This window comes from Streptomyces sp. NPDC015532 (assembly GCF_043078065.1).
Classification (GTDB): domain Bacteria; phylum Actinomycetota; class Actinomycetes; order Streptomycetales; family Streptomycetaceae; genus Streptomyces.
This window is the reverse complement of record NZ_JBIBSY010000009.1, coordinates 203,229-218,003: the sequence shown is the minus strand read 5'-3', so window position 1 is coordinate 218,003 and position 14,775 is coordinate 203,229. Positions and strand designations below refer to the sequence as shown.

Below are 14,775 nucleotides of genomic sequence, written 5' to 3'. Positions count from 1 at the left end.
CATAACCTGGTCCAGCGATCAGATTACTTGCTCCTGCCCCTGCTGCGGCTGATCAAGTTGCTGCTCCCGCATGCGCTGCTCTGCACGCACATTCTCCACAGTGGTGGCAAAAAGCTCCAGATTCTTCGCGTCGTCTGGGGAGTTATAGGGAGCGATGCCAAGCTCAAAGGCAGTTGCATGTTGCTCAATAGTGTCCGCAGTCTGTTGGAGGTTGAAAGATCTCTCTCGGGGTTTGAAGTAGCCGGTGGCAGCCGTGATCACCGTGACAGTAAATCCGAGCCCAATCAGGACTCCTTTAGCTGGTTGCGGAGGGTCGTACCATGCAGTTACAGCAGAGATGGAAGCGGAACTGATAAAAAGTAACCACTGCATAAAGAGATGTAGCCGCCGATAGTGCCGCGACTCCTGACGCAGCCGGATAACTTCTGCCGGAATCTTCTCTTTGTAAGAGGCCTGTCGATCCTGCGAGGGTGGAGTGCGTCGGCGACTTTCGAGAACATGACGCTCCTCAGCCAAGGCAAGTTCAAGTTTGAGTTTCCTCACCGACGTGTCGGCATCCTCCCACACATCGGTGAATTCTGCATAGAATTGTGCCGCAGAAGCCGCACCCAAAAGGATAATGGCCGCGAAGCACACGCCATTTACCGCAGAAGGAGTGTCACCGTGCAGCCATACGAAAACCTTTAGGCTAGCCCACGCCAGGCCTGCAAGAATAGCGGCTGCCGGGGTGGCATACATCCCAAATAGCTGGAAGCGTCGGACCTTGATCCGCTGCATCAAGTCGGCAATTTCACGCCGATGGGCAATGATTGTATCGGTCACAGAACTGCTGTATAAAAGTTCTCCCGACCCAGACATTCCGGACCCCTCTCTCTACGCGACAGAATCTTTGCCTGCATCAGACGGAGTCTCGGCTGCCTGAAATCGCCATCAGGATGCGGACGGACCACACTCCATCTCAGCCAGCTTCATATCGTCAAGACAATGCTTTCCGGTGAGTCGCAAGCTGCTGGCTACGACTGACAGCAAGCAGTTACAGGCCCGCCCCTCAGGCACCCTGTGGAGGACGCCGAGAGCCCCGCTACCGAATCGCGGCAGCGAGGCTCTACCAAGCGTCACGGCGGAGCGCGACCCATCCGCGTAGGACTCACCGCTGCCTCCGCTCAAGCGCCCTAAGGATGCGCCCGGAGAGAAGGTGTGCGTCCCGCCTCCGACTAGGCCTGCGCGACCAGACAGCCGGTAGGAAAATCGCCGCAATCGCGATCAGGGGCAGAGCCACGAGGCAAACGTTGATCCACCAGGGGGCGGCTGCGATCGACGCTGACGCAACTGCTCCACTCAGCATCAACAGCAGCCCGCGGTTCACGGATCGATGGTGCTGGCCATCGCACGTGGTCCTTTCGATATCACCAGAGTTGGCGGTCTCCAGCTCGGGGTTGGCAGGGCTTCACGACGTGGCGGCAGCGACGCGAAACAGGAGGCCACGCACCCGGGGTCAAGTCCGCAGGGTTTCCAGACCGGGGCTCGGCCAAGCTCCCGGTCGGCACCAAGCACATGAACTTGACGTTTGGTGGCGTGAGCACTTCCATCCGCAATCTTGGAGCTTCCACAGATGGCGCTGGCGCCGAGTTGGAGTCACTGTTACGGAGTTGTGAAGCACGGCAGTTCGTGATCAAGGCTCGATCCGTGACACGCGTGCGGGGCCGCGCCTGACGGCCGGCGAAGGCCTGCGAACCCGAGGCGTCCGAGCACTCCGCTGACGTCGTGAGTCGGCCCCAGGCTGCTCGCCTTCGTTCGCGTCGCGTGAGTGGCGAGTGAACTTGGCCTTGATGGCCTCCGGTCCAGGCATTTGCCCAGTTCAGAGGCACAATTATGACTCGGTTAGGCTTGCCCTCCGGAGCCGTGTGCGCAGGTTCGAATCCTGCCGGGGGCACCCCTTATGAGGTGCCCAAAGACCCCGTCACCAGCGGAAACGCTGAGGCCGGGGTCTTCGCGTATGTGCAGGCAGATGCAGCCCGAAGCGGCTCCATGTCAGGGTCTGTGGACGAGGCGTGGACGGGATCTTGAGGCATCGGCCCAGGTCATCGGGCGCAAAGGGCGGGGCCCACAGCTCCGCCCCCTCCATCCTCTCCCCCGGATCACCGATCACCGAGGGCCGCACCGCCGATGTGCCCGCTCCGCGGTCAGGACGTGCAGCCGGGGACCGAGCCGACAGGCCGGCAGTTGTTGGGGGTGTTGTCTACGATCCGGCTGTTGACGAGGTTCAGGACGCTTGGGGACGGAGCTTGCCAGATGCCGCCGCCGTTGAGGGCGGTGTTGTGCTGCACGACTGTTTTCGTCAGCGTGCTGGTGCCGTCGTTGGCGATACCACCGCCCATCTGGCCCGCGCGATTGTCGGCGATGGTCGTCGAGGAGATGTCCATCGGGGCGCGGTCGTTGTAGATTCCGCCACCCTGCTCGAAAGCGCGATTGCCGCCGATGTACGACTTCTTGATGGTCAGAGAGGCCCCGGCGGTGAAGATGCCACCCCCAAGTTGCGTAGCCTGATTCCGCTCCACTTTGGTGTTGTCGAGCAGGGTGGTGCTGCGCGGCCCGTTGTAGATGGCGCCTCCCCGCTGTGCCGCGCTGTCCCGCAGAACGCTGTCATGGACTTCGAGGGTGCTGCCCTGGTTGACGAAAATGGCGCCCCCTTGGTTTGCCGTGCTGTTGGTCACCGTGCTGTGCCGGAGGATGAGCGTCCCTCCGTCGGTGGGCAGGTAGGTGCCGGCGTAATCGAGGTAGCCGCCACCAGTCGCCGTGACACCCTCTACGGTCAGGCGCCCATTGGGACCGTCGATCTGCGCGATGCGGAAGGCGTCGGAGGCGTCGGGGTCCCGTCGGATGGTGGTGTTGTGACCCAACAGGGTGACGGTGCCCGTGATCTTCGGCAGAGCGTTGGCGCCGAGCCCGCCGGTCGACGCTGGAGTCGTGACGTTGTAGACACATTTGGGCGCGAGCCGGATTGTGTGCGGCCCGGTGTTGTTGTTCGCGGCGACGATCGCATTGTTGAGCGCAGTCACATCACACGGGATGGATACCTGAGGTTCCGCGCTTGCCACGCTTCCCATGCCGAGCACAGCCACAATCGGCACAGTCAGGGCCACGGCACTGAGTTGACGTCTGAGCATTTCTTCTCCAGATCGCGTTGCGTGATCAATTGATCACTTTCAGCGACCATGACCAGGTTTCCGCGAGCCCGCAACCTGTCAGTCGCGGCAAAGGCAGGACCCGCGGCCAGGTATCGACCCGCCCCGGCCGGCCTGCGCGGTCGGCACGTCGACGGGCGCACCAGCGGTGGCGGCACAGGCCGAAGACGGCTGGGGAGCCGGGGGGTACGGTACGGAGGCGGTGACCACAGGATCGTGCCCTCAGTCACTCGTACTCGCGAAGCAGGTCCTCGATACGCCGGTTGGCGACGTCCTGCCGTCCGTCGAGGCACTTCGCGTACCGGGTCAGCAGGACCTCAACGCTGTTGCCGGCGCGCTCGGCGACCTCGGTGGGGTCGACGCCGGCGTTGAGCCACGTAGACAGCGCCGAGTGCCGAAGGTCGTACGGCCGGCTTGCGAGCGGCGAGGCCGCGGCGGCCGGCGGCAGAGCGAGGAGTCGAGCCTCCTGCCAGACGCGGTAATAGGTGGAGGACGGAACGACCGAACCCTTCTCGCTAAAGAAGAGACGCCCGTCGCCTGCCGTGCCGAAGGTGGCCAGGTGTTCGCGGAATATGGTTACGAGGTGGGGCGGGATAGGTACCCGCCTGACGTCCTCGGTCGGTCGGTTCTTGAGCCCGCGGTCATCGTGGGTCTCCCCCGAGTCGGTCCACTGCTTGCCGACCGACGGACGAGTCCGGTGGAGCAGCGCCGATCCCCAGCCCTGTTCGGGGAGGTTCAGGTCCGTCTCGACGAGGCCGATTGCTTCAGCCGGCCGGAGTCCGCCGAAGTACATCGCAGCGAAGAGGCCCACCAAGCGCCGACCACGGGCCCGCCGGTATCCGCCCACGTAGGAGACGGCTGCCAGGAGATTGCGAGCCTGCTCAGGGTTCGCGACGACGCGAGGGTCGACCTGGTTGGAGACCTTCGGTTTCTGCCAGCGGACGGCCGTGATCGGATTCTCACGCAGCTCCCCCATGTCGACCGCGTAGTTGGCAGCGTTGACGAGCGTCCGCCGCTTACGCCGCACGGTTTCGGCTGCCGCGGCCGTGCCGTCGAGCTTGAGTTTCAGCGAGTCCAGCACGGCACGGGCCGTGGCCGGCTCAGCGAGATCGGCGAGCGGTCGCGATGCCCTCGACACCCAGTGGAGGACGTTGCGCACATCGTCCGGGACGTCTCGGTCATCGGGCCCTGGCAGGACGAACGCCCAGTTGCGGAGTGCCTTACGGATGGCCTGATCGGACGGCCGTCCAGCCCGCTCGTCGAGGAGCTCCACGGTCACCATGGTGAGCGATTCGTTGATGCCGTCGCGTGTATTGGGAGCGGCATGGGGCCACTTCATGGCGAGGTACCTGAGGGCGAAGGCGTACCAAGACACAGCCGACTTCTTCTGTTCCATCGAATCCGGAAGACCGGACGCCTTATCGAACTCCTCGCCGTCGCGCATAGCGCGCATGAGCTTCGCGCGGTAGTGATCGGCGAGTGCCTTGGTGCGGAAGGAGTCGGAGAAGACGTTGCCTGCCACGGACCAGCGGACGCCGTATGAGGGCGTTTTGGTGTCGCGCTTGCGGACGGCCCAGACCTTCACATCGAGAGACTTCACGCTGCGGTCTCCATCTGCCGTAGCCATGTCCGGAAGTCGCTACGCCAGACGCGCAGTTCACCGTTGGGGAGTTTGAACGCGGCAGGTGCCAGTCCCAGCTCGCGCCACCGGTAGAACGTTCGCCGCGATACGCCGCCGAGTTCCTCGAGGATCTGCGGTACGGTCATCAGCTCGTCCTTCACGTCAAAGCCCCCTCCACAGCGGCGAGTTCTTCGCGGGCGATTTGGCGGTTGATCTGGAGATCCCTGGCGATGCTGGCGGCGAGGACGGACTCCCCGGGCGTGTGGCCGTGGCCGGCGTACTGCCAGCTCGCCAGCACCAGGACGGTGTCCGGCTCCGTGTCGTCGAGGCCGCGGTCTTGGCGCTCCTGGGCGGCGCGGTAGTCGGCGCGGATCTGGCGCAGGGTGCCGAGGGTGGTCGAGTAGCGGCGGGACTTGGTCGAGAAGTGGCCGCGGAAGCCGAGCATGTGCGCCCAAGCCCGCAGGCGCCGGTCCGGGTACAGGGAGTCAAGGTCGAAGCAGGCCTCGATGAGGCGGCGGGCGTGGTCGGGGACGCCGAGGACGACAGGGGCTTCGCGGTTGCCGATCGGCCGGTCCAGGGTGCCTGTGTTCTCGGCTGCCTTGGTGGCGTACTTGGCGACGTAGGAGGCGACCGCCTGCTCGGTGATGTCGGAGCCGTCACCGAACGCCTTGACGGGGCGGATGTCGAGCTGAGTGCCCCACTGGAAGGAGCGGGCCGGCTGCTGCCCCGCGGCGGGCACGCTGACGGTCGAGTAGCGGTGAACGGAGGCGGCCCGGATGGACTCCGTGAGCAGCGCGGTCGCGGCCCAGGACGGCGGCGGATCGTCCGGCCCATCGGGTCCGTCGAGGCGGATCACGGCGTGGAAGTGGACGGCGCCGCGCTTCTGGAACTCGGCGACCTTGCCGTAGGAGAGGCGGCAGGTGTCGGCGAGTTCGCGTTGGGTCAGGCCCGCGCGGGCGGCGATCTCACGGCGCAGCCGCTTGACGAAGCGGTGCCACAGGTCACCGGCGTGGTTGTTGAAGAGCACTGCGCCCGCGTAGTCGTACGATGCCGGGTCCAGCGCGGTACCGAGGGCGGGGTCGTCCTCGGCGTGCCGACTTCCGCAGCGGCAGCACCCGCGGGTGGGCCGGTTGTGGACGGGCCCGAAGGACGGTGCGGTGAAGGTGGCGAAGACGCGGGGGCGTTCGCGGACGGTGGCGGGGATGCCGTGGCGGTCGTCTCCGGCGAGGCCCGCGCGGATCAGGTGGTACGTGTCGCCCGCGTACGTCCAGGCGCATGCCGGGCAGCGGGAGGCGCGGCGGTTTCCGCAGGCGATCCGTAACCGTGCGCCCGGCTCGTGCTCGGTGCTGTAGTGGTGCAGCGTCTCACCGGTCGTCCTGTCCTTCGTCAGGGTCCAGCCCGTCAGGTGAATGGGGTTGGCGCAGCCGCCGGTGCGGCGGATCTGGTCCTGCCAGCGGTCGAAGCCCGGGGAGCCGGCCACCCGGAGTGTGTCGGTGAGGGTGGCCGGGTCCAGGCTCGCAAGGGTCGCGAGGTCGGTCATGCGGCGGTCACCGCCGTCTCTCGGTTGAGCGGGGTGCCGGTGATGGTCTCGGTGAGGGCGGAGACGAGGACTTCCGCGACGGGTGGGGTGACGGCGTTGCCGTACTGGCGTACGCGTTCACGCTTGGTGCCGAGCACGGTGTAGGCGTCGGTGAAGGCCATACCGCGGCCGATCTCGTACGGCTCCAGCATCCGGAACAGCACGTCGTCCAGGTCGACATGGCTGCCCGTGGTCAGGCCGTAGCGGTCGTGCGTGGTCAGGGTGCCGACGGGTTCGGCCACCGGGCGGGCGGTGCCGGTGCCGTAGTACGGGATGAGGAGGCTGTCCCAGTGGACCTGTTCGAGCGTGGTCGGGGTGACCAGGCCGTGGTGGTTGCCGGAGGCGGTGATGGTGGCGAGGGCGTCCAGGACGGGGCGGGCGTCGGAGTTGCCGCCGCGCAGTTCGGCGATGAAGGGCAGCCAGGCCAGGCCGGTTTCGTTGCGGGCGGTCTGGGTGCGCAGCGGTTCGCCGGCCGGGGCGGCGTGCTTGCCGTCGCGGCCTTCCACCGGGACGAGCAGCGGAGGCATGGCCAGGGCGTCGTTCTCGCGGGTGGTGCGGGTGGGCAGTGGCACCGTGACGGGACTTGCCTCGGTGCGCCAGGTGCCGCCCGCGGGGACGGTGACGGGCAGCGCGTAGCGGTCGAGTCCGGCGCGGATCCGGGCGAGGGTCTTGGGTGACAGGCCGCCGGGGCGGGCGCCGATCGGTGTGCCGGGGCGCGACCAGTCGACGGCGACGGCGGCAGGGAGGACGGAGGGTTCCACGAGGGCGTTGCGGCAGGTGGCGTGCGGGCAGCGGTAGACGTACTGCTGCCGGTATCGGCCCATGTCGCGGCGGAGGTTCTTGAACACCTGTACCGCGCGCACCCAGGTCTCGCAGCCGGGGCACCAGGCCGACGGCCGAAGCCACTTGTCCCATTCGGGGGCACGGCCGAGCGAGCGGCGCCAATACGCGAGGTAGAGCCGGTCTCGGGACTGGGGCGCGTACGGCGTGCGGACCGGGCGGGCGTGCATCGAGTTCAGGGCGATCAGCCGGGTGTCGTAACCGAGTTCGCGTATGGTGGCCCGCCAGGTGTGCCACAGGTCCCAGGCCCGGACGTCGATGACGTTCTCGACGATCCCGGCGAGCACCGGCCGGCCCTTGGCCAGGCAGGCTTCGAGGTAGCGGGGCACGTCCCACATCAGGGCGCGGGAGCGGTCGGCGGCCGGGTCAGGCAGGGTTTCGCCGAACAGGTCGGGCTGCTTGTCGAAGTCCCGGCGGCGCCCGCGCGCGTTGGACCACTGGGGGCATTCCGGGGAGGCCCAGAACACGTCGGCCGCCGGGAAGCGGGCGACATCAGCGTCGTGCAGGTCACCGCGAAAATGTTCGGTGTCGGGGAAGTTCGCGCTGTGCGACTCGATCGCCCGGTCCCAGTGGTTGGCGGCCAGGACCGGACGAATGCCGGGCACGGAGACGGCGCCGTAGGACGAGCCACCGACCCCGGCGAAGAAGTCGATGTAGGTGAGGTCAGAGGACACGGTCCACCGCCCCGCGCGCGATCGCCGCGTCGTACACGTCAGCGATGAGCTGGAGCGGCAGCCAGCCGAGGCCGTTGCAGCCGATGCAGTTGGCGAAGACGATCGAGTAGGAGCCGTCCTCGTGTCGGGTGCCGACGGTGACGGCGGCACGGCCGAAGCCCGAGCAGTTGGGGCACGTGCGGCCGTCGTCGGGGAAGAGCTCGGTGTAGTGCGCCATGATGGGCGTTCCTTCCGGTTGAGAGATCGGACGGGGGCACGGCTCCCGGAGCGGACGAAACTTGGCGGTAGAGGCCGCTCCGGGGGCCGGTCAGCGTCGGGTGTCGCTGGCGAGGATCGAGCGGACGACGAGCGCGCACACGGCCAAGGAAGCGGCGGTGATGGCGACCGCGAGCAGCATGGAGACCAGGACCACACCCACGACGACGACCACGGCAACGCCCGCGCCGGCGACGGCCACAACGGCGCCCGGGGTGAGCTGGACGGCAGGGTGGGACCGTGCGGAAGCCGTGGCGGCCGGTGCGTGGTGTTGGCAGCCGCAGGCGGCGGCCGGGGCGTGGTGGGGTTGTTCGATGGCGGTCGGAGTGACCACGGGGACGATCTGCTGGCCAGGGGTCGGGTTGACCGGGATGCGGGGCTGGAACACGGTGGAACTCCCTTCTGGATCAGCTCATTTGGTGGTGGCGTCGATGGCGGGGGCGAGGAAGCTGTCGGCGAGGAGGTAGCCGCCGATCAGCAGGACGATCACGAGCCAGAGCGGTGGGCGGACGAGCTTGATGCCGACCAGGCCGACGCAGGCGATGAAGAACCACAGCGGTACGGACATGGCGCCGGTCCCCTTTCAGCGGACGGGGCAGCGGTGGCCCTGGGCGGCGATCATGGCGGGGCTGATGTCGTCGTATTCGACGGCCCAGCCGCAGTCGTCGGCGGCGCAGGCTGCGACGTATTTGATCTGGCCGCGTCGCCCGTGGGCGGTGCCGACGGTGACCTTTCCGACGCGGTGCAGTTCGCGCCAGATCTGGTAGATGCCCATGGGTGGTGCTCCTTTCGGGTCAGGTGAGGTGGGCTGCGATCGCGTTGGCGAGATGGAGCGGGACGCCGAGGCGGGCGCGCAGGGTGTCGGTGTCGATCGGGGTGCCAGTGCGGGCGCGGTGGTCTTCGGCGACCTTGCGGGCGTGGTCGACCAGTGCGGCCGGGACGGGCGGAAGAGGATCACCGGCGGGCAGGGCGGGCGGGTCCTCGGCAGCGGGCAGCGAGGCGGGCTCTGCCTCGAGGACCGGCCCTCGCTCGATGTCCAAGTCCGTGTTCGGTGCGGTCGGCGGGACTTCGGTTGCCGGGCCCGTGGGCTCCGGGTCAGGGGGTGTGTAGGAGTGGGCGAGGAGCGTCCCGCCGAGGAAGGCGAGCGCGGGCCATCCGGCGATGCCGAACCGCAGCCAGGCCGGCGGGTGCGCCAGGTCGAGGAATCCGGCCGTGGCCACGTTGGCGCCGAGCGAGGCGACCAGGGCGATCAGGAACCAGCACCAGGCCAGTCGGGACGGTCCGTCGGAGCGGAGGCGTCGCCAGGCAGCGACCAGGAGCAGGTCGACCGAGACCGGATAGGCCCAGGCTTTCCAGCCGTCCTGACCAGCGGCGTCGGCCAGGTCGTGCAGGTGGGCGAAGGACAGCGCACCAGCGATCACGGCTTGAACGAGGACGGCGTCCGGGCGGATCGAGCGGGACATGTCTTCACCTCCTTCTGTGGTGTGGAGCCGGGACCGGGCGGGGATCGTGTCCGGCCGCCCGGGCCCCGGCGCGGTTCAGTCGGTGGGGGCTTCGCCGCTGCCCCAGCAGGTGAGGCAGAGTCCGGCCTGCTGGTCGGCGGTGGCGCGGCCTTTGCGGGAGCCGACCCGGACGGCTTCGGCGCTCTCGCCGGTGCCGTCGCAGTCCGGGCACTTCGCGGGCTTGGGTACGGCAGTCCTGCGGCGGCCGGCGGGCTTCTTGGCGGTGGCCATGGTCACCGGCCCTGGCCGGGGTACTCGGGGCCCTCGTTCGGGTCGTAGCCGGGCGGGAACATCCCCGGCGGCGGCTCCGGCAGGGACGCGGCCAGGCACGGGCCGACGGTGTCGATGAACGTCTGGTCGGCGTCGTGGAGTTCGGCGTAGACAGCCAGGGAGCCGAGCATCAGCACCGTGCGGTGGAAGTCCTCGCAGTGCTCACACATCGAGTGGTCCTCCTGTTTCAGGCATGGCTCGGGTAGGGACATGGCACGAGGCGGTCGCGCCGGCCGGTGGAACGGGGAAGGATCAGGCGGCTTGAGCTACCGCCGGAGCCTCAGCGGGCGCGAGATCGAGCCCGGGCCGGAAGCGGGCCAGCTCCGGGAGATCCGGCACCAGGTGGGCGTGCCGATTGCAGGCGGCGACGGCCTGCCGCATCGAGGTGTGCGGCGTGCGGATACGGGTCCAGTCGCCGGTGGAGTAGCCGACCACGGCCATCCCGCGGCGGGTGTTGGGAATCTGGGTCGCGGCGAACACCGCGTGCGGGGAGACGTCACCGAAGGCCATCTTGGCCGTCGATTCGTCGTTGACGCGGTGCACGGTCCGGCCAGTCAGCTGGGCGCGGAGCATGGTGATCCCGTCACCGAGTTCGGACCCGAAGCGCTGCCCGTAGATGTCTAGGAACATGCCCGCCGCACGGCCGAGCTGGGCGAGGCGGATAAGGGCTGTGACGATCCGGTCCCGTCGCGGATCGTTCCGCTTGGCGCTCAGAGCGAGTTCGGCGATCTCGTCGATGGTGACCACCACCGGGACCGGGCGTAGGGCTTCGGGCAGGTCCCAGATGTTCGCGGCGATCTCGGCATCCGGGGTGTCGGCGCTGATCCGCTGTTCGCGGCGGACCACGTCGTAGATGGACTCCATCCGGGCCACGAGGGCTTCGAGCAGGTCGGCAGCGTCATCGGGATTGTCAGCCAGCGCGGAGAAGCGGCGTGCGAACGGTCCGAGTTCGATCTTCTTGCAGTCGATGCCGACCAGCGCGACCCGCTGTGCGGCGAGTTCCTTGATCACGGTGCGCTGGAAGACGGACTTGCCGGACTGCGTGGCGCCGACCGTCACCGAGTGCGGCACCTCCCGGTAGTCCCGGTAGTGGACCGAGCCGTCCTCCACGAGCGCGACCGGAATCTTCAACAGGCCACGGTCAGCCTTGGCGGGCATCTGTACGTGCCTGAGCACGTCGTAGCCGGTCAGGGTGATCTCGACAACGCCCGGCTTCATCTCGCGAGAGGTGACCTGATGGACGCCGAAGGAGTGGCGCAGCCGGTCAGCGGCGGCGGAGAACTCGAAAGCGTCCTGACCAGGACGCATCTTGATCCGCAGCCGGATGCCGGTCCGTGTCGGCCGCAGCCACAGCAGTCGGGGCACCCGCTGCTGCGGGACGGGCTTGTTGAACCACCGGGCGAGCGCCAGCCGAAGACGCGAGGCCGGCACGGTCAGGTGGCAGGCGTCCATGACGGCCGCGTAGCGGAAGCGGATCCGGAGCGCAGCCAGAGCGACGCCGAAGGTCAGCCAGTACCAGGCCGGGCGGCGCCACCTCAGTAGCAGCGCCACCCCGACCACGATCGCAAGCGCGATCATTAACCGGCCCATGATCAGGCCGCCTTGGGCTTGGCTGCCTCGGTCACCAGAGAGGTGACGGCGACCGCACGGAAGCTGATCCCGTGCCGCTTCTGACCGTTGAACTCGTTCTCCCACGGCCGGGCCACCAGCCCGGTCAGGGCGACCGGTGTACCCATGACCAGCTCCCCGGAGATGTCGGGCTCTGCCACGGTCACCGTGATGACCTCCGCGTTGCCGTTCATCACGAAGAGCACGTCCACGGTCATCAGCGTGAGACCGGATTCCTGGTCGGTGGCGATCTCGCCAGTGCGGCGGTCCTTGACCTTGGGCTGCGGAGGCTGCGCCACCATCGCGGTGGCGGACGAGGTGTCGACGGGGATCTGACGCATCGTGCGTACTCCTTGGGTGAGTGTTGACGTCAAGTAGCAACTGGCTCAGGCCAGTTGAACTGGCTTGCACCAGTAGTACTGGCTCAAGCCAGTAGCGTCAACCCCTTCGCCGCAACTGGCTTGAGCCAGGCGATAGAGTGACGTCAGCCAGTTAGGAGACTCGATGACGGATCAGGCCGGCGAGAGCAAGCCGCCCAGCCAGCGGATCGCCGACGAACTACGCGCAGCGATTCAAGGCGGGGAGTACGAGCCCGGGGAGAAGCTGAAGTCGCAACGTGCGTTTGCTGAGCAGTACGGCGTAGCACGCAACACCGTGGACGAAGCGTTCAAGATCCTCGGCCGCGAGGGACTCGTCACCTCCGAGTGGGGGCGCGGGGTGTTCGTGCGGGAGAAGCAGGCACTGATCCGCCTGGGGAACGACAGGTACTCACCCAAGTACCGGGAAACCGGCCTCTCCCCGTTCCTGATCGAGTGCGCGAAGCAGGGGAAGACCGGCCGGTTCGTAGTGCTCGGCATCGAGCGGGTGAAACCGGACGCCGAACTGGCCAAGCAGCTCAAGGTGCCCGGCAAGACGAAGTCGGTGCTGCGGCGGGAAAACGTGTTCTACGCGGACGACGACCCCGTCTACCGGGTCACGACATGGATCCCGTGGAGCATCGCGGAGGGCACCGGGCTGCTCCAGGAGGAAGTCCCCCACCAGTACGGCATCCACGGAATTCTCGAAGAGAAGGGTCACGTCATGACCCGGATCAACGACGAGATCACGGCACGTATGCCCACTCCTGAGGAGGTTCGCTACCTCAGCCTGCCGTCTGGAGTCCCTGTGATCGAAGTTGCCCACACAAGCCTTGACCAGGACGGCGAGCCGTACGAGCTGACGAGGTTCGTGATGCGGGCCGACATGAACGGGCTCAGCTACAACGTACCTGTCGAGTGAGGACGAGGTGAGGAACGAGATGCACCGCGACACAGCCGGACAGACCACGACCATCCGCCCACGCACAGAAGCAGACCTGCAAGGGGCGGCAGCGGCTCTTGTCGCCGTTCACGCCGTTGACGGATACCCGGTGGAAGGCGTCGACGCCCCGCTGGAATGGCTGAGCCCCGTGGGCGTTCTTCAAGCGTGGGTGGCAGAGAAGGGCGGCGAGATCGTTGGGCATGCCATGCTCAGCCGGCCTCAGGGCGAGGACGCCGTGGAGATGTGGCTCGAGCAGAGCGGCGACACCGCGGACCACGTAGCCGTAGGCGCCCGTCTGTTCATCACACCCGAGGCGCGAGGCGAAGGGCTCGGCGAGCGGTTGATGCGGACCGGGTTCGACTACGCCCTGGACCACGGACTACGGGTCGTTCTCGACGTGATGACCAAGGACAAGACAGCCATCCGGCTCTACGAACGGTTGGGGATGCAGCGGCTCGGGACCGCCAGGCACGCGTACGGTGAGGGGCAGGAGATCGACGCTGTCTGCTACGTCTCCCCAGCCCCTGAAGCCTGACCGGGTGCTGAAGGCTGGTCCGTGCGAAGCCAGGCGCGCTTGTGCCGGGCCACCGCGAACAGCGAATCGACCTGGTCCAGGGTGAGCTGCCCGGTCAACGGCGCCAGGGCGGAGACCTCCCGTTCCTGGTAGGTCCGCACGGTGTGCTGCGTCGGTGCGCGCACCACCGAAGCGACATCGACGAAGGCGAGGACGGGCACCACGTCGGGGGCGAAGCCGGCGTAGCGCTCCAACACCCTTCGCACATAAGCGGCTTCAGCCTTACTCACCGCGGGGTACGGGTGCGGGAAGCCGTTGACCTTGGCCACCTCGTCACCGACCCAGACCGATGCACCAGGGTGCCGCTTCGTGTTGAAGACGAACACCCCGCCGGGACCGATCAGCAGGTGATCGATGTCCCCGCCGTTGCCCTTGGGTATGCCGTGCAGGACCCGCCAGCCATGAACGGTGAGACGTTCCAGCTCACGGCCCACCCTCTTTTCCCCTTCAAGGCCATCGAGCCACGATTCCCAGCCCGAGGGACGCTTCAGCAGCTTGGACCAGGCTCGCGCAAAGACCGAGGGGCCACGAACGGCCATGTCGCTGAGAATTGCTGCACCGGGAGGGTTCTTCGCCAGGTCATCGGCAACGGTGAGTTCGGGCAGAGACAGCAGACGTCGATCACCCCAGAGCTTCGCTGGGGGTGAAGGCTGCTCAGGAGGCCGACGAGAAGGCGAGGCGTCTGGGCGGTCAGTACGCACGGTCACCGGATCACCGAGGCGTTGACGGAGCAGGGCGACGGCTTCGTGCCGGTGCTCAGTGACCTTGACGGTGATGACCTTGGAATCCCGGTCCGCCCAGGCGACGGGCGTGCCGTCCGGCAGGTTCACGTAGAGCCTGTCTTTGCCGTGCCGCTTCCACGGATTCACCGTGAGGTCTGTCATCGGCTCCACCCCCCAAGTGCGCCTTTGCCCCCAGCACTTATGGCAGCAGCCGACAACGCCCCGGTGCAAGGGCGCCATGCGGCCAAACTTTCCCTACTTCATCAAGGCTCGCTGCGCTCGCGCGTGCGGCGGCCAACGGCGCTCATCGATCATCGCCAACCCGACCGCCGCACACTTCGCCCAAGCACATCAACGGCCGCTTACGACCCGCATGCCACCGCCACCGTGATCCGGCCTCAGGAGGGGAAGACGCAACTGCGGTCGGACCCTAACGCCCCCGCTTCCGGGGCCACGCCGCACCCCTTTCCACCCGGTTGCCTACACCAGTAGGTCGGATCAACCGAGGGCCGCACCAAGCGCGGCGGGGCCGGGGGGGGGGGCCCCCCCCCCCCCCCCACCGGGGGCCCCCCCCCCCCCCGCCCCCCCCCGCCCCCCCCCCCCCCCCCCCCCCCAACAGCAACACCCCGCGGGCGGGCGCTGTATT

General features: G+C 67.6%; 18 protein-coding genes. 2 read left to right on the top strand and 16 right to left on the bottom strand.

Annotation, left to right across the window (positions count from 1 at the left end):
* Positions 1-18: 18 nt before the first annotated feature.
* The 15 genes from ACF07B_RS26010 to ACF07B_RS25940 form a co-directional block, all read right to left on the bottom strand.
* Positions 19-822, bottom strand: a complete 804-nt coding sequence (locus ACF07B_RS26010) for a DUF4231 domain-containing protein (RefSeq protein ID WP_392180709.1) — start codon at positions 820-822, stop codon at positions 19-21.
* 1,361 nt (positions 823-2,183) lie between these two features.
* Positions 2,184-3,143, bottom strand: a complete 960-nt coding sequence (locus ACF07B_RS26005; RefSeq protein ID WP_392180708.1) for a hypothetical protein — start codon at positions 3,141-3,143, stop codon at positions 2,184-2,186.
* A 268-nt stretch (positions 3,144-3,411) separates the two neighbouring features.
* Positions 3,412-4,785 (bottom strand): tyrosine-type recombinase/integrase, encoded by a 1,374-nt coding sequence (locus tag ACF07B_RS26000; protein WP_392180707.1) that lies wholly within the window; start codon positions 4,783-4,785, stop codon positions 3,412-3,414.
* Entirely contained in the window at positions 4,782-4,952 is a 171-nt protein-coding gene (locus tag ACF07B_RS25995; RefSeq protein ID WP_392180785.1) for a helix-turn-helix transcriptional regulator, read from the bottom strand. Before ACF07B_RS25995 ends, ACF07B_RS26000 begins: the two co-directional genes overlap by 4 nt.
* 11 nt (positions 4,953-4,963) lie before the next feature.
* A complete protein-coding gene (gene repSA / locus ACF07B_RS25990; RefSeq protein WP_392180706.1) occupies positions 4,964-6,346 on the bottom strand; it encodes a replication initiator protein RepSA in 1,383 nt (460 codons plus the stop codon).
* Positions 6,343-7,899, bottom strand: a complete 1,557-nt coding sequence (locus tag ACF07B_RS25985) for a DNA cytosine methyltransferase (protein WP_392180705.1) — start codon at positions 7,897-7,899, stop codon at positions 6,343-6,345. Before ACF07B_RS25985 ends, repSA begins: the two co-directional genes overlap by 4 nt.
* The gene (locus ACF07B_RS25980; protein WP_392180704.1) at positions 7,889-8,116 is read right to left on the bottom strand and encodes a hypothetical protein; all 228 of its coding nucleotides are present in this window, start codon (positions 8,114-8,116) and stop codon (positions 7,889-7,891) included. The genes ACF07B_RS25985 and ACF07B_RS25980 overlap by 11 nt, the downstream gene beginning before the upstream one ends.
* A gap of 90 nt (positions 8,117-8,206) precedes the next feature.
* A complete protein-coding gene (locus ACF07B_RS25975) occupies positions 8,207-8,542 on the bottom strand; it encodes a SpdD-like protein (protein ID WP_392180703.1) in 336 nt (111 codons plus the stop codon).
* A 24-nt stretch (positions 8,543-8,566) separates the two neighbouring features.
* The gene (locus tag ACF07B_RS25970; protein WP_183127172.1) at positions 8,567-8,722 is read right to left on the bottom strand and encodes a hypothetical protein; all 156 of its coding nucleotides are present in this window, start codon (positions 8,720-8,722) and stop codon (positions 8,567-8,569) included.
* Positions 8,723-8,737: 15 nt separating this feature from the next.
* Positions 8,738-8,929, bottom strand: a complete 192-nt coding sequence (locus ACF07B_RS25965; protein ID WP_326842333.1) for a mobile element transfer protein — start codon at positions 8,927-8,929, stop codon at positions 8,738-8,740.
* A 19-nt stretch (positions 8,930-8,948) separates the two neighbouring features.
* On the bottom strand, positions 8,949-9,617 hold the full coding sequence (locus ACF07B_RS25960; protein WP_392180702.1) for a DUF2637 domain-containing protein: 669 nt from the start codon (positions 9,615-9,617) through the stop codon (positions 8,949-8,951).
* Positions 9,618-9,692: 75 nt separating this feature from the next.
* Entirely contained in the window at positions 9,693-9,887 is a 195-nt protein-coding gene (locus ACF07B_RS25955; protein ID WP_392180701.1) for a hypothetical protein, read from the bottom strand.
* Positions 9,888-9,889: 2 nt separating this feature from the next.
* Positions 9,890-10,096 carry a hypothetical protein gene (locus ACF07B_RS25950; RefSeq protein ID WP_326842336.1) on the bottom strand — a complete coding sequence of 69 codons (207 nt, stop codon included), beginning with the start codon at positions 10,094-10,096 and terminating at the stop codon, positions 9,890-9,892.
* Positions 10,097-10,178: 82 nt separating this feature from the next.
* Positions 10,179-11,516, bottom strand: coding sequence for an FtsK/SpoIIIE domain-containing protein (locus tag ACF07B_RS25945; RefSeq protein ID WP_392180700.1), 1,338 nt, complete (start codon positions 11,514-11,516; stop codon positions 10,179-10,181).
* 2 nt (positions 11,517-11,518) lie between these two features.
* Positions 11,519-11,875: a hypothetical protein gene (locus tag ACF07B_RS25940; protein ID WP_326842338.1), complete on the bottom strand. Its 357-nt coding sequence runs from the start codon at positions 11,873-11,875 to the stop codon at positions 11,519-11,521.
* A gap of 163 nt (positions 11,876-12,038) precedes the next feature.
* Here ACF07B_RS25940 and ACF07B_RS25935 point away from each other — a divergent pair, with 163 nt between their 5' ends.
* Positions 12,039-12,812 (top strand): GntR family transcriptional regulator, encoded by a 774-nt coding sequence (locus ACF07B_RS25935; protein WP_392180699.1) that lies wholly within the window; start codon positions 12,039-12,041, stop codon positions 12,810-12,812.
* 19 nt (positions 12,813-12,831) lie between these two features.
* Positions 12,832-13,368, top strand: a complete 537-nt coding sequence (locus tag ACF07B_RS25930; protein ID WP_392180698.1) for a GNAT family N-acetyltransferase — start codon at positions 12,832-12,834, stop codon at positions 13,366-13,368.
* Here the strand turns inward: ACF07B_RS25930 and ACF07B_RS25925 are convergent.
* Complete coding sequence (locus ACF07B_RS25925) at positions 13,341-14,291, bottom strand: nuclease-related domain-containing protein (protein WP_392180697.1); 951 nt, start codon at positions 14,289-14,291, stop codon at positions 13,341-13,343. The genes ACF07B_RS25930 and ACF07B_RS25925 overlap by 28 nt on opposite strands.
* Between the last annotated feature and the right edge of the window lie 484 nt (positions 14,292-14,775).

Bases quoted from the DNA above. Each gene is read 5' to 3' on its own strand.
- ACF07B_RS25995 (WP_392180785.1), bottom strand. From the start codon at position 4,952: ATGACCGTACCGCAGATCCTCGAGGAACTCGGCGGCGTATCGCGGCGA.
- repSA (WP_392180706.1), bottom strand. From the start codon at position 6,346: ATGACCGACCTCGCGACCCTTGCGAGCCTGGACCCGGCCACCCTCACC.
- ACF07B_RS25980 (WP_392180704.1), bottom strand. From the start codon at position 8,116: ATGGCGCACTACACCGAGCTCTTCCCCGACGACGGCCGCACGTGCCCC.
- ACF07B_RS25970 (WP_183127172.1), bottom strand. From the start codon at position 8,722: ATGTCCGTACCGCTGTGGTTCTTCATCGCCTGCGTCGGCCTGGTCGGC.
- ACF07B_RS25965 (WP_326842333.1), bottom strand. From the start codon at position 8,929: ATGGGCATCTACCAGATCTGGCGCGAACTGCACCGCGTCGGAAAGGTC.
- ACF07B_RS25960 (WP_392180702.1), bottom strand. From the start codon at position 9,617: ATGTCCCGCTCGATCCGCCCGGACGCCGTCCTCGTTCAAGCCGTGATC.
- ACF07B_RS25955 (WP_392180701.1), bottom strand. From the start codon at position 9,887: ATGGCCACCGCCAAGAAGCCCGCCGGCCGCCGCAGGACTGCCGTACCC.
- ACF07B_RS25950 (WP_326842336.1), bottom strand. From the start codon at position 10,096: ATGTGTGAGCACTGCGAGGACTTCCACCGCACGGTGCTGATGCTCGGC.
- ACF07B_RS25945 (WP_392180700.1), bottom strand. From the start codon at position 11,516: ATGGGCCGGTTAATGATCGCGCTTGCGATCGTGGTCGGGGTGGCGCTG.
- ACF07B_RS25940 (WP_326842338.1), bottom strand. From the start codon at position 11,875: ATGCGTCAGATCCCCGTCGACACCTCGTCCGCCACCGCGATGGTGGCG.
- ACF07B_RS25935 (WP_392180699.1), top strand. From the start codon at position 12,039: ATGACGGATCAGGCCGGCGAGAGCAAGCCGCCCAGCCAGCGGATCGCC.
- ACF07B_RS25930 (WP_392180698.1), top strand. From the start codon at position 12,832: ATGCACCGCGACACAGCCGGACAGACCACGACCATCCGCCCACGCACA.
- ACF07B_RS25925 (WP_392180697.1), bottom strand. From the start codon at position 14,291: ATGACAGACCTCACGGTGAATCCGTGGAAGCGGCACGGCAAAGACAGG.